The sequence below is a fragment of the Flavobacterium sp. KY-23415 genome (genome assembly GCF_055384985.1).
Map to the genome: position 1 here is coordinate 1459337 of NZ_AP044001.1, position 14176 is coordinate 1473512.

The following is a 14176-nucleotide window of genomic DNA, read 5'->3' on the forward strand; positions in this document are numbered from 1 at the left end:
ATACATTTTGATGTGCTTTTTTTATTTAGAAAATGTATTTAAATCCTAGCTGTAAGGTATTCGAGTAGTATTTGTCTTGAAAATACAAATCATAGGATCCTTTTACAAAAGTATATTTTAAAAATTCATACTCTAGATTTCCTCTTAAATTGATGAAGGTGTCTGAAAATGTATCAAAATAATAGGCTCCGTAACTAGAGAATGTGAACTTATCTTCTTCCCTTCCTAAAAAGAAACCAGTTCCTAAGCCAATAAAAGCTTGTTCTTTTAATATAAAATATGGATAAAAACGATTCTCTTTTACAGATGATTTAGACACGAATGCTTCTGTAAAGGGTATTGCTCTAAACCATTTCTTTTTATTTTGTTGCATCATTAATCGTGTGGTTAAACTAGTAGAAAAAATTCCATGGTCTGTGTAGTATTTAGATTCGGAATAGTTTTCTAGTTGAAAAACACTTAAAGGAAAAGTGTTGTATATTCTTAATTGTAAATTATAGTTGTTTTTTTCATAACTAGCACTTGTGTTTACAGGTAAATATTCTAAATCTATTGAGGTTGTTGAGGTTTTTTTATCTAAAGATGCTCCTACTCCAACGTTATAATACAATTTAGAATGTTGATCTACTTCTGCTCCAAAAGAAGCATAATATGCTAGTTTTGTGTTGTACTTATTCTTGTATTTCTTTATTTTATAGGCTAACCCGTTTACTTTTTTAAACACATTATCATTATCCAAACTAGTTTCTAATTCTTGAAGTGGAAAAAGTTCTGTGTGCTTCACTTTGAACGAATGGAGATTTTTTAAAGAATCGTATTTGTTAAAAGTAATTTCATTCTCAAAATTCATTTTGTCTTTTAGAAAAGTTGAAAGCGATGATTTTGATTCTAAGAAATTGCCATATTTTTTTCTTTTTCTATCTAGCAAATATGCTTTACTATTTTCGGTGAAAAATTCAGGATGTGATGCTAACAGTTCTTCTTGGACTACCTCATCTAAATAAATTATTTCTGTATTGAATCCTTTTTTTAGCGTTTCTTTCAATGGTCCTTCTGGCAGACTTGTCGCTAATTGCCATGCTTCTTTATGTTTTCCTAATGTTTGATAGATTTCTGCCATTTTAGCTATTGTGTTATAATCTTCTGGATGTTGTTCTATATAATCATTGTAAGCATAAAAAAGGGTTTTAAATTGCCTTGTTTTATAGAGCCATTCTAATTTTGTTTCAAAAGACAACAAAGAAGTGTATTCATACCAATAAAGTGCGTCATGATAATCCTCTAAATTAGCATATAGCCACGCAATATCTGCAACTAGTTCCTTAGAGAAATTAGGTTTGTTTGGTTCTATGTTTCTTAATTCTTTTATTGCTTCTTCTTTGTTATATAGCACTAAATGAGAAACGTAGTTTTCATAGTTTTTTTGTGTTGGTTCTAGTGTGTATATTTTCTTTAGTATTTTTTCAATTTCTTCAAAATTTGCTGTTGTAATTATACTATTTAAATATTCTTTTAAAATGCTTAATCGTTCAGGATTCCATTGATATTGTAGCAGTATCCAAGAATTATGAATTTCATCATTAGGATAACCTAATATTTTTTCTAATTCGAAGGAATAGTTAATATTGTGTTTGGAAGGATTGACTTTGCAGTGTTTTGAAAGTAGTGTCCATACTTGTTCTCCTTCATTATTCCACGATAAGTAATTGGCATATTTATTCCATGTTTGATAATTTATTTTACTTTCATTTAGCATTTTAGTTAACAATTCTTTCTTTTCTTTTTCAATTTTTTCTAAAAAATCTTTTTCGTTATTGCCTCCTTTAAAATAGGCTTCTTGCTGAACTCTATAGGTTTTGTATGCTTCTGCAACTGCATTTTCTTTTTGTTTTGAACCTTTTTCATTAACAATCGACAGACTGAATGACAGGTGTGGGTTTTTACTTTCGATTTGAAATAATTTTCCATCTAAAAAATCGATGGAATGATACCTGAGTGCTTGTTCTTTTATTTCGGTTTCTGCTTTTTCAACATTTTCTTTTTCAAAATAAACAAACCAATAATTTGCCTTTGTTTTGGTAATGGTTTGCTTCTCTACTGTATATTTCTTTTCGTCTTGAGAATGAACATACTTGCTTTTTCTCCAATCCATTACAATTGGAACGGCTTCTTTTGCTGCTAAGTATCTTGAAAGTGGATAGAGTGTGTTAAAGTCGTTCAGATACTCATCAAACATAGAATATAATGACTTTTTCCCAGGAACGTCTTTATGCCAAAATCTGTTTTCTTTATTTCTCAGTCCGTAAACACTATTTTTGTTTATGAATCCTTTTTTAATTTGGTACACGTCGTCTGGATGAATAAAATGGGTCCAAATTCCTGTATAGATATACATAGATTGCAAGTTGTATCTGTGATAATCTTCTAGCGTAAAACCACTTGAAATTCTAGGATAGTCAAAAATTTGGTCATCATAAGGATCAAAATCAAATTCTCTATCTTCTCCTTCAGATCGGTCTCCTAAGTATAAGCTACACAAATATTGAATTGAAGGCATGTTTTTCTTTAAATTATGAATGCCGTAGGCATCTATTTTATTAGAAGGAGGAACATAGGTTACTGGAAAATCTCCAAAATCACTTACCAACCATTTTTTCTTAACTGCGTTGAATGATAGTTGCAATTGTGTAGTATCTTTCCAATCGTGTTGCAATAATGACACATGATTATAGCCATGAAACCCTATTTCATAACCGTTTTCTGCAACTTGTTTCATTAACCAATTGGGAAGAATTTCTTTTTGTTTGCTAAATACTCTTTTTTCAGCGTCCCATTGTTCAAACAAAAAAGGAGCAGTAACATTACTATCATAATCAAAAGTTGAAAGAGCAGTATATTTAATGTTGTATTTTTTTCCTAAGGTTACAATGTCTTTCCACCAAACTTTATGCACAAAATCTGCATTCGACAGGTTCATTTCGGACTTTATTGGCTCGCTTATTTCGGAATATACTGGTGATGGAAAATCATCTAAAAAGACAGTATTTGTGTTTGCAATTGGATAGGGAATTCCATTGAGTCCGTTTAAAATCCCAGAAAAAAGCAATCCTCGATCTCCTTTCTCCAAAAAAACGCCAGTATTAAAATAGACAACTTTTCCATTGCCAATCGTGTTGGTTAGAATGACTGGCAACTTTTTAGTTTGATCTGCCCAAGCATGAACTTTAATTTTATTGTTAAAATTTGATCCTTTTAATGCAAAATTACCTTGCTCTTCTTTGATTGTAATTTTATTGGTTTTAGGCAAGAAAGTGCCTTCCAAATAAACTCCTTTTGAAACAATATCGACCTCTAATGAAGCATCTGGCTTAACACCTATTAGGAAATTAAACCTTTTGTCTTCTATTGCACTTAAAATAAAAAGTGTTCCTCCTTTGGCTACAAAATTCACAATGCTATCGACTGTTTTAGATTTAATTGGTTTGGTATCAAATAGCACTAAGGTTCTTGTGGATTTTTCTAATTTTGAACTGTCATTCCATTTTGAAATAGTTTTGAAGTTGAAAGGAATTTTTGCATAATCGCATACTTTTCTGCAATTATTTAAATAGGATATAGAAGGTTTTGAATTGGGGTCTAACAAATATTCTACTACAGGTTTATCACTCAGTTCTGCTAATTTATACTTTTTTAAATAGGTTTCTTTTTGAACGCTCTCTAACCATTCGTTTTTTGTTTTGTATAGTGAATCTATTTTATCGCAACTTGCTATAAAAACAATTATTGTGATTATTAGCATAACTTTTATTGTCTTTTTCATATTAAAAAACCATTTCAGAAACTTTACTCGCATTCGCTTTATTAATAATTTCATATACTTCAAAAAAACCTGATTTATAGATTTTTCTCACTCCTCTTCCTTTATTTTTTAATTCCTTTATTCGGGTTATTATTTCTTCTTTACTATAAGAAGGTGAATCGATTTGCTTTTTATAAACAAAAACTATCATGCTTGATGGCACAACAATCTCGGGATGATTAGATAAGTATGCATGATTATCTTTATATTTGGCAAACAAAGAATCGCTACGCATGTATTTTTCACTAAGAAAATAGGAGTATTCTGCAAAAAAACGATTGCCACTACTAAGCCTGCTTAAATTGCTTTTGTTTGTTACCATATAGGACCTGTCTAAATAATTTTTCAAAATCATTTCGTTTGCCAACAGAAGCTCCTCGTTTAGTAGATCATTTCTGTCTTTTTCTATCAACAAATATTTCGTTTGAGCAAAGCCAAAAAAAGACACTAACCCAAAGAAAACAATAATTACTCTTGAGTTCAAATAGATTCGTTTTCGACAAACTATTTTGAAAAAATCAAGGAATATTGAGATTAAAATCCCAAACTGAATAGGCAGGAACAATAGCATAATACTATATAATATGTCTATATCTACCCATTTTAAATGTACTTGCGATAAAATGTAAATGCTAAAACCAAATAAAAATAACACACTTCTTTTTTTCCATCTTATTCTATAAAAAACAGCAATTATTCTATTAAAAAGGAAACCAATTAGAAAAAAAACCTGATATTTAAATAATAATTCATCGATATTTAGATTCAGATATGGATTAAAGAAAAACAAATCAATGTCTATAATGTTTCTTCTTAAAAAAGTATAAAAGCATTCTTCTCTCAATTTTACTAGTAAATAATAACCAATAAAAGAGGTTGCTAAAGTAGCTACATAAGCACTCAGAATTATTAATCTTTCTTTTGTGTTTTGCTTCTTTAGAAAAATACAAACCAGCAAAAAGAATAAAGGGAAAACACAAACTAACGTATAAAGGCTTATTAATGCAATAGCAGAGAATAATATTGTGAACCAAACAAAAAGTATTTTTTTAGAAAATTTTAGGTTTTTAGGATTAATAAAATAATAAAAAACAGGCAAAACAATTATAAACGAAAAATGGATTGTACTGCTTTGAAAAAAAGAATTTATAGATACTGGTAAAAAAGAAAAACCTAACAAAAAGAATACGCCAACAGATAATGGAACAATTATTTGTGATTTTGTAACTTTAAAAACAAACCAATACATTATGATTACCAAAAGAACTAGTTGAAATATAGAATAGACATATATTGTTATTTCTGTAGAGGCATTTGTTATTCTCGATAAATAATTAATAAATGCATATTGTCCTTCTGGATATACCATTTCTGTAAAAAAATGCTGCTCATTTTTGGCATTTACCATTTTTAGGGTTTCAAACCATGTAGATGAAAACAAATAATGATCATACTTTAAATAGAAAAAAGAACAAAAGATTACTAAAAGAATTAGCAGCAAAACTGACAGTAAAATTATTCTGTTTCTCTTAGAAAAGAGCATGTTTTTTCTAAGCTCTTTTATGTTAATAAAACTACCATATTTCTCTAAATTTTCAATAATTTGAATCAACGTTACTTTTGTTTCTTTCTTTATTTTGTGAAATATGAAAACAAGCTTTGTTGTTCTGTGATGCTCAAAAAACAAATACAACAGAAAAAGGAAAGACACTAAAATTCCGTCATAAAAGCCAAATTGAATAGTGATTGCTAAAAGTATAATTAACACGCACAGATGCTGAACTCCTTTTTTAATTGCTACATCAAAAAGCGAGTGAAAATCATTGTGTCTTTTAATAAACCTAAATTTCAAAAATAGAAAGATGAGGTAGATTAATATCAACTTAAATAAACTAAATGCAATTAATTTGTACATTACTATTAATCAAAAGGGAGCTCTTGAAGGTTTATATCGCTAATTAAAAATGAAAATTTTGTTTTTTGGGCTTTTTTAAAAACTTGTCTATTTAGACGTTTTGAATCTGAGTATTCTAAAAGAATTACTGGGAGTTTGCTTGGTCCACAAATTGAGTCTATTTTTTTGAGATATTTCTGAGTTTCTTTTTCTTCTCTTAACTTGTATTTTTTGTCATCAAAAGTAAAATTTGTTATCACCGACTCAATGAGAATACTATCGATATTTTTTCTTGTTTTACTCACCAATTCTAAACCAGCATTTTGAACGATGTAGCTTTTAGGGTACTTTACTTTTAGGGTATCTATAAAAGTTATTAACTCATTTTGTTGTTCTTTTTGTGCACCAAAAGCACAAAAATTATCTATATTGTCTAGGAACAAACCATCATATCCCATAAATAGAATAGCATCAATTTTATTATTTAGAAATTGAACCGTTTCTTCAGAAGTGAGATCGAGATAATAACTATCCCAATCTGTGTTACTTCCTAATGTTTTATTTTTAAAAAAATTATACTCGACTGCATTTTTGTTTACTTCTCCAAGACTAATGTAGGCCACAACTTTTTTATTGTTTTTCTTCAATTGGGCTACTTCATAAAAATTAAAAAAACTCGATTCAACGATTACTAAATCATAACCTTGAACCTTTTCTACTTCAAATTTACCATAACAAACTAAAACTTTTTGTTTTGGTGATGAAAAGAAAAAGGGAACTATAAATGACATCATAAAAAAATTAATAAGCCGCATAATAATGATAATCCATTGAGTTAAAAAAACGTAAAACCTTTTTAGTAGTAATCAACATAAAAACAAGACTTCCAATCATAAATCCATACACACTATAATGGTAAAAGAACAAACGACTTAATAAAAGACCAATAAGCAAATTGCAAAAAAATGAAATTAACAAACTATTGAGTGCTATTTTAGGTTGTCCTAATGTGAAAAAATACAGCACATTCAATACTGCCCATGAAAGGAAAAAATAACCTATTGAACCAATTATACAAATCTCTATGTTTAAGCTATTCAATTGTTCGTCAAATTGAAAAGTGTAGCCGTAGGAAGAATAAACCATAATAAACTGTATTAAAAAAGAACCTATTCCTGTAGCAATTAATAAGACTATATTTTTCCAATAATCTTTTATAAAAAGCTGGTTGTATTCTTTATAGTTTTCAAGCGTCACTTTATTTTGTAAATTATCTAGTTGCAATGTGAATTTTCCAATACTATATTCTAAAACGCCAGCCGAAAAAATATAGGACAAAATGGCTAAATCCATACCAATTTCATAGTCTTTTTCAAAAAAAATAAAATAAGAAAATCTTTCGTTTTTAAGGACAGACCAAGCTAAAATTCTATCTAAAAAAATATACAGGTAGAAGAAAGATCCGTAAAAAAAATAAACATAATTGTTATAGACCATGAATGATGAAGAAACATTTTTAGAATTTAAAAATCCACTAAACGATTGGTTCTTCCCCTTGAAATAGATAATCAATGTAATTACCAAAAATAGAATTACAACAAACATTCCTATAAAATGCGTCACATAAACATGTAATGATGTAAAAAACCGTAAAAAAAGTGAAATAGTTGATCCTGAAACAATTGCGCATGTTATAGCCCATCTCCTTTTTACAACATGTAAAGGTGCAATAAATAACAATATTGTTCCTATGGAAAGCGAATAAACTGTACTTAACAGCATCATTTCAAAAGAAAAAAAACCAAGTAAAAAAGAAAATATTAAAATGAGGATGTTAATGATGAATAAAAACTGTAATCCTCTTTTTATAAAATAAACAGTCGTATTAAAAACCATTTCATCATTTTTATGGTTCCAATAGAATGAAATTTGTTTACTTATAACTGATACTATTCCTCCAGTAAAAACAAAAGATGTTATTACCCCAACAACCACCGATGTTGATTGTAGAATATTAAACTCTTTTGCCGTCCAGAGTGAATAACCAAATAGTATAATCGATAGAATTTGTATAAAAATGGGCAATAAATGAAAAGTACCCACAAAATATTGCGTTACAAAAACTTTAAGTTTCACAACAAAATAATCGCTACTAAATACCATTTCATTCTTTTTAGAAAAAGAATGTTTTTTCTCTTTTTTATTTTGGTTTATAATACTTTCATGCACTTGTTTTGCAAGCATTTCTATAGTATCAATCCCAAAATCATCAAGTACATCAACTTGTCTAATTCCAAAAGATTCTATAATGGCTTGTGTGACACTAACATTTACAGGTTTATTAACTCTTTCTTTTACTTGTTTAGTTAAAGTTAAAAGATTCTTTTCCAAAGATTCCATTCTCATAACTTTTAGTAGGTAGCGTCACTCGCAACTAAGTCTTCATTAATTTCAACAGGCATGTTCTTGTCACATAGTTCTTTATAAATATCATTATATTGCTTAATAAACTTATCAATCGTGAAATTTTCTTCTATTCTTTTTCTTGAGTTTCTACTCATCGCCTGCCTTAAGTCTTTATCTTGCAATAATTTTAAAACTGCTTTGCCAATTGCAATTGGGTCTTTTGGTTTACACAAAATACCGCAATCAGCATTTAAAGCTTCGTAAACACCACCTACATCTGTTGAAACCACAGGAACACCACAACTCATAGATTCTATTATTGTGTATGGAAACCCCTCAGAAATAGATGTTAAAATAGATATATCGCCTTCGCAAAACACTTTTTCTGGAAAACGATGAGGTCCTAATAATTTAAAATTTTCTTGAAGGTCTAATTTTTCAATTAGTTGCATACATTTCTTCGTATATTCTGGAACTGCGTTGTTTTCTCCATAGACACGATATTGAACATTGGGTAAAGTTTCCTTAACTACCTTACAGGATTCAATCATTGTTAAAATATCTTTTAACTCAAATATTCTTGCCATAGCAACAACAGTAGGAATGTCTTGCAATTCTTTTGGTTTTTCTAAAGGAACAAATCTCATATGATCTATACCATTATAGACAACTCTTAATTGTTCTTCCTTTGCACCATACATTAATTCCCATTTAAAGTTAAACTTATTCACAGAAAGAATTACATCGGATCTAGAATAGGCTAATTTAGAAATGCATTCTGAGAAACGAATTAAAAAATCTTTTAAAAAATAGGAGCTTTCAGATTGGCTTATTGCAATAAGTCTTTCTCTAATAAAAACACCGTGTTCTGTTAATGCAATGGGTGTTCTATATAAATGTTTCTGAATTACAGCGGGCAGGATTAAAAAACCAGAAAGGGTTAAATGAATTACTGATGATTTTGGAAAATCTATAGATAAGGGCATTAAAAAATGATAAATCCATCGCATTGCCACAGTTATATCTAAGAGAACAACATCATCAATTTCTTCTCGCTCAACTATTTCAATAATTTCTTCTTTAAAACATTCCCAAACTGCATGATTTTTCATGGTTAATTTATAATCATTAACCTGAAAAAAATACCACAATTCAATAATTACCTCTTCAAACTCATTTACCTCTAATTTTTCAACATATATTAGATGAAGTAATCTTTTTAATAAAGGGATAAAGATTAATGAAATTTCAGTTTGATTTGTATTTTCTTTTTTCTTAATAAAACCTGAGTAATTGTCTTCATATCTCAAAACATCTCTTGGTTCCAATGCATACCACATTGGCAATTGAACAACACTTTCAATAGATTCACTTAAATCATACTTTGGTGTTTTTTCCAAAAGTGCATTAACCGAATATAGCTTAAATTTAAAATCAGTAATTTCATTACAAAGTATGTGTGCCCAAGTTGAAACTCCACCTCCATGAAAAGGATAAGTTCCTTCTAAAGCTAGAAGTATTGTTTTATTCATAAATGTTTGTTACCTGTTTGCTGGACGAAATTATATCTAAATAATCTTATACAGAAAAAAAAACTAACAAAGAGTTGTCATTTTCGACAAAACACAATTCTTATCGATATAATGCAATTTTAAACACTAATAAAATCAGGTTTACTAAATAAAGAATCATTTTCCAAAATACAATCCTATTCTTTTTTTACATTTAATAAAATACCTTTTATATATTTGCTTAATGTTATTCACCTATTCAAAAAACGAAAAGCTAAAAAGCAAAAACACAATCGATTTACTCTTTTCTGAGGGCAAATCGGTTTCTAAATATCCATTACGATTAGTTTTTGTAGAAAACCCAACAGAAAGTGAGCTATTAAAATTTGGAGTTTCTGTTTCTAAGCGTTATTTCAAAAAAGCAGTTGATCGAAATTACTTCAAAAGATTACTTAGAGAATGTTATCGTTTGAATAAACATATTCTTTTAGAAAACATTGATAAACCTTATGCCATAATGTTTTTCTATCAAACGAAAGAGAAACTTTCCTATCATGAAATTCATGAAAAAACCGTTATTTTGTTTGAAAAATTCATTTCCGAAATAAAAAAATAATTTTTGGCTAAATTTTTGTGATTTGTTATATTTATTAATGAAAGTTTAAATAAACAAATTCCCATGAAAAAAATAGCAAGCAGTATTCTATTACTTTGTCTTTCGTTATCTTGTAGCAAAGAAGCTGAAAGAAGCAACAACTTAACTGAAGAGTCCGTTGAAAGTGTCGCTTCTAGTTCCTACAATTTTAAATCTTCCGATAGCGATTATAAACCATCTAATACTAGTAATTCAAAAGAAAAACAAGTTACAACGTTAAAGATTATAAAAACCGCAAATCTAGAATTTCAAACTACAAATTTATCTACCAGTTTTGCAACAATTGAAAATGCGTTAAAAAAACACAAAGCCTATATTCAAAACGATAACTCAGGAAAAAACTATGGCAGTACTTATAGAAACATAATTGTTCGTGTTCCAAACAATTACTTTGATTCTTTTATAAATGAGATAAGTAAAGGTGTAAAGCATTTTGATAGAAAAGAAATTTCAGCACAAGATGTAACTGAAGAATTTGTTGATTTAGAAGCACGTATAAAAGCAAAACGCACCTTGGAAAACAGGTATTTAGAAATATTAAAAAAAGCTAATAAAATTTCGGAAATATTAGAAATAGAAAATGAACTCGCAAAAATTCGTGAAGAAATAGAAGCTAAAGAAGGGAGATTGAAATATCTAGAAAACAAAGTGGGAATGAGTACTGTTAGTATAGAGATGTATACAGAAAACCCAACCGGATCAGAAAATACAGTTTCCTATGGTAGCAAAATGTGGAATGCTATTGCTTCGGGTTTTAACGGTTTATCAAGTTTCTTCTTAGGAATACTACAAATATGGCCATTAATCCTTATTTTCGTTGTATCGTTTTTCTTTATAAGAAAAAAATTAAAAAATAAAAAGACATCCTAATGAAATCATTATTTAAAAAAAAATACATTTTAACCTTTTTTAGTACTGCCTTTCTTTTCATAGCCGTAAGTTTTAAAAACGATTTCTTTGAAATTGCAAAGCAAATAGAAATATTTACATCAGCATTCAAAACAATAAATCAAAACTATGTCGATGAGACAAATCCAGGTGAATTAATGAATGTGGCAATTAAAAACATGCTAGCCGAATTAGACCCCTATACTGTTTTCTTTAATGAGCAAGATGTTTTGAAATTCAAAATCAACAACACCGGAGAATATACAGGAATTGGTGCTATGGTTCAAAGAAAAGAAGGACGTGTTTTTCTGAAAGAAATTTATAAAGGTTTCCCGGCTGACAAAGCAGGGTTAAAAGCAGGAGATGAAATTATTCAAATTGGAGATATTAATCTGAAAGAATATAAAGAAGATGCCTCTCAATTATTACAAGGAGTTAAGAATACAAAAGTTAATATTGCATTTGAGAGACAAGGAAAAAAACAAAACGCAACGATTATCTTAGATGAAATAGAAGTAAAAGCTGTTCCATATTATGCACTACTGCCCGATAATTCTGGATATATTGTGCTTTCAAAATTTACAGAAAAATCAAGTAGTGAAACTAAAGCTGCTTTTTTAGAATTAAAAGAAAAAGGTGCAACGAAAATTATTTTAGATTTGAGAGGCAATCCTGGTGGGTTACTTCATGAAGCTGTAAATATATGTAACTTCTTTGTACCTAAGGATGAAACTATTGTAACAACAAAATCAAAATCAGAAAAACACAATTCTATCTATAAAACAAAATTTGAACCCTTAGATTTGGAAATTCCTTTAGTAGTTATTATTAACGAAAGAAGTGCTTCCGCGTCTGAGATTGTTTCAGGAGCATTACAAGATCTGGACAGAGCTGTTATTGTTGGGAACAGAAGTTTTGGAAAAGGGCTTGTGCAAAGACCTATAAACTTATCCTATGGAACACAAGTAAAAGTAACTATTTCTAAATATTATACCCCTTCAGGAAGGTGCATTCAGGCATTAGATTATGCTCACAAAGATGAAAATGGTAAGGCTGTAAAGATTGACAAAGAAAACTTTAATGCCTTTAAAACTAAAGGAGGAAGAACCGTTTATGATGGTGGTGGAGTTTTACCAGATGTAATAATAACAGAAGCAAAAACAAGTACTGTTACCGATGCTCTGCTTAAGAATGATGCAATATTTGATTTTGCAACAACATTATATTATAAAAATCCTTCTTTATCTAATATTCCAAACGTAACAGATGCTGATTTTTCTACGTTTAAAAGCTTTATAAAACAAGAAAAATACAACTTAGACACAGAAACTGGTAAGGCACTAAAAACGTTCTTAGAAAAAGCTAAGAAAGAAAAAATTGACACTACTATTAGTAATGAGTACAAACTATTGCAAACTGCTTTAGAAAAAATTCAAGATCAGGAAATTACGAAGTATAAAAATGAATTTGTGAAGCTAATACAAGAAGAATTGATTACACGTTATCAGTATAAAGAAGGCTTGTATGAATACTATTCAAAAAATGATATAGAAATTAACAAAGCGAAAGCAGTACTAAACAATACAGCACAATATACCTCGCTACTTAAAAAATAAAAAATGAGATGGTTTGCACTTCTTCTATTTGCTTTAACACCTTTTTGCTTAAGAGCTCAAGAAGAAGAAGTGCATTCTATTTATTTTGAATTCGACAAATATGAACTAAAAGAAGCTCAAACTTTAGCTCTTTTTACTTTTGTAAAAAAATTAGACACTACAACCATTGAAACTATTGAAATATTTGGCTATTGTGATGATAGAGGAAAAGACGAATATAATTATAAGCTTTCAACCAACAGAGCCAATACTGTGAAAGAAAAATTAGTTTCTGAAGGAATAAAGAACAAGATTATTATTACCATTGAAGGTAAAGGTAGGATTTTAATTGATGATGATTTGTTAGACAATATTCCAGAAGTTCGTTCAAAAAATAGGCGTGTTGATATTGTTATTAACTATAAACCTGTAGTTATAGAAACATTAAAAATTCCAGGAGTATATAGTTCAATCCCAAAGAATCCAATTGTAGGTGATCGCATCTACTTGGATAAATTATTATTCGATAGAGGAAGTAGTAAATTACTTTATCCTGCAAAAAAAGAATTAGATCGAATTGCCAAACAACTTCATAAATTTAAAAATATCGAATTTGAAATTCAAGGACATGTTTGTTGCACGCCAAAATTTCATAAAGAAGCAATAGATAGAGGAACTAAAAAAAGGGAGCTTTCTGTTAATAGAGCATTAGAAGTTTATAAATATTTAAACCTTAAGAAAATTAAAAAAGAAAGAATGACCTATAAGGGCTATGGTAACAGCCAACCTCTTGGAAAAGGCCCTTCATTGGATAGACGTGTTGAAATTGTCATTACAAAAGTAAATTAAGAAATCTTCATCTGAATATGAGGTATATTGTCTTCTAAATACATTTCACTCGTTTGTACAAAACCTAAAGCGTTATAGAATTTAGTCAAATATTGTTGAGCAGATATAGTTATAGCTTTTTCATTAAAAAACTCTTCAACAGCTTTAATAGAAGCTTTCATTAAATCATAGCCCCATTTTCTATCTCTGTATTTTTCAGCTACCACTACTCTACCTATGGAAGCTTCATCAAAATAATCACCTTTATTAAATATTCTTGTATAAGCAACAACTTCATCATTAAAATAGCCAATTACATGCACAGCCTTTTCATCTTTACCATCTAAGTCTTGATAAACACAGTTTTGTTCCACTACAAAGACTTCTGCTCTAAGCTTAAGTACTTGATATAGTTCTGATAGAGAAAATTCGTTAAAACGCTTTATTTGAAATGTTATCATTTTGTTCTAGAATAGAAGTTAAAAATAAATAAAAAATTAAAACTTAATAAAAAACCCATTAAGCAAATCTACCTAATGG

Annotated in this window: 10 protein-coding genes; 4 read left to right on the forward strand and 6 right to left on the reverse strand. The window is 28.9% G+C overall.

Going from position 1 to position 14176, the window contains the following annotated elements; translation table 11 throughout:
- Positions 1-25: 25 nt before the first annotated feature.
- From ACZ49Z_RS06560 to pelF, 5 genes are all read right to left on the reverse strand, one after another.
- Positions 26-3820 (reverse strand): DUF2194 domain-containing protein, encoded by a 3795-nt coding sequence (locus tag ACZ49Z_RS06560; RefSeq protein ID WP_464307383.1) that lies wholly within the window; start codon positions 3818-3820, stop codon positions 26-28.
- Between the two features lies 1 nt (position 3821).
- Positions 3822-5627, reverse strand: a complete 1806-nt coding sequence (locus ACZ49Z_RS06565; RefSeq protein ID WP_464307384.1) for a hypothetical protein — start codon at positions 5625-5627, stop codon at positions 3822-3824.
- 152 nt (positions 5628-5779) lie between these two features.
- Positions 5780-6547: an endo alpha-1,4 polygalactosaminidase gene (locus ACZ49Z_RS06570; protein ID WP_464307385.1), complete on the reverse strand. Its 768-nt coding sequence runs from the start codon at positions 6545-6547 to the stop codon at positions 5780-5782.
- A 7-nt stretch (positions 6548-6554) separates the two neighbouring features.
- Complete coding sequence (locus ACZ49Z_RS06575) at positions 6555-8153, reverse strand: hypothetical protein (protein WP_464307386.1); 1599 nt, start codon at positions 8151-8153, stop codon at positions 6555-6557.
- Between the two features lie 11 nt (positions 8154-8164).
- Positions 8165-9691 carry a GT4 family glycosyltransferase PelF gene (gene pelF / locus ACZ49Z_RS06580; protein WP_464307387.1) on the reverse strand — a complete coding sequence of 509 codons (1527 nt, stop codon included), beginning with the start codon at positions 9689-9691 and terminating at the stop codon, positions 8165-8167.
- A 223-nt stretch (positions 9692-9914) separates the two neighbouring features.
- Between pelF and rnpA the strand changes: the two genes are divergently transcribed.
- The 4 genes from rnpA (at position 9915) to ACZ49Z_RS06600 (ending at position 13657) form a co-directional block, all read left to right on the forward strand.
- Positions 9915-10286 (forward strand): ribonuclease P protein component, encoded by a 372-nt coding sequence (rnpA, locus tag ACZ49Z_RS06585; RefSeq protein WP_464307388.1) that lies wholly within the window; start codon positions 9915-9917, stop codon positions 10284-10286.
- A gap of 63 nt (positions 10287-10349) precedes the next feature.
- Positions 10350-11195, forward strand: coding sequence for a DUF4349 domain-containing protein (locus tag ACZ49Z_RS06590; RefSeq protein ID WP_464307389.1), 846 nt, complete (start codon positions 10350-10352; stop codon positions 11193-11195).
- Positions 11195-12829 (forward strand): S41 family peptidase, encoded by a 1635-nt coding sequence (locus tag ACZ49Z_RS06595; RefSeq protein WP_464307390.1) that lies wholly within the window; start codon positions 11195-11197, stop codon positions 12827-12829. The genes ACZ49Z_RS06590 and ACZ49Z_RS06595 overlap by 1 nt, the downstream gene beginning before the upstream one ends.
- 3 nt (positions 12830-12832) lie before the next feature.
- Complete coding sequence (locus ACZ49Z_RS06600) at positions 12833-13657, forward strand: OmpA family protein (protein WP_464307391.1); 825 nt, start codon at positions 12833-12835, stop codon at positions 13655-13657.
- Here ACZ49Z_RS06600 and ACZ49Z_RS06605 read toward each other — a convergent pair.
- Positions 13654-14097: a GNAT family N-acetyltransferase gene (locus ACZ49Z_RS06605; protein WP_464307392.1), complete on the reverse strand. Its 444-nt coding sequence runs from the start codon at positions 14095-14097 to the stop codon at positions 13654-13656. The two genes, ACZ49Z_RS06600 and ACZ49Z_RS06605, sit on opposite strands and share 4 nt — an antisense overlap.
- Positions 14098-14176: the final 79 nt, after the last annotated feature.

Coding starts and splice junctions, on each gene's coding strand:
- ACZ49Z_RS06575 (WP_464307386.1), bottom strand. CDS start 8,153: ATGGAATCTTTGGAAAAGAATCTTTTAACTTTAACTAAACAAGTAAAA.
- ACZ49Z_RS06600 (WP_464307391.1), top strand. CDS start 12,833: ATGAGATGGTTTGCACTTCTTCTATTTGCTTTAACACCTTTTTGCTTA.
- pelF (WP_464307387.1), bottom strand. CDS start 9,691: ATGAATAAAACAATACTTCTAGCTTTAGAAGGAACTTATCCTTTTCAT.
- ACZ49Z_RS06560 (WP_464307383.1), bottom strand. CDS start 3,820: ATGAAAAAGACAATAAAAGTTATGCTAATAATCACAATAATTGTTTTT.
- ACZ49Z_RS06595 (WP_464307390.1), top strand. CDS start 11,195: ATGAAATCATTATTTAAAAAAAAATACATTTTAACCTTTTTTAGTACT.
- ACZ49Z_RS06570 (WP_464307385.1), bottom strand. CDS start 6,547: ATGATGTCATTTATAGTTCCCTTTTTCTTTTCATCACCAAAACAAAAA.
- ACZ49Z_RS06590 (WP_464307389.1), top strand. CDS start 10,350: ATGAAAAAAATAGCAAGCAGTATTCTATTACTTTGTCTTTCGTTATCT.
- rnpA (WP_464307388.1), top strand. CDS start 9,915: ATGTTATTCACCTATTCAAAAAACGAAAAGCTAAAAAGCAAAAACACA.
- ACZ49Z_RS06605 (WP_464307392.1), bottom strand. CDS start 14,097: ATGATAACATTTCAAATAAAGCGTTTTAACGAATTTTCTCTATCAGAA.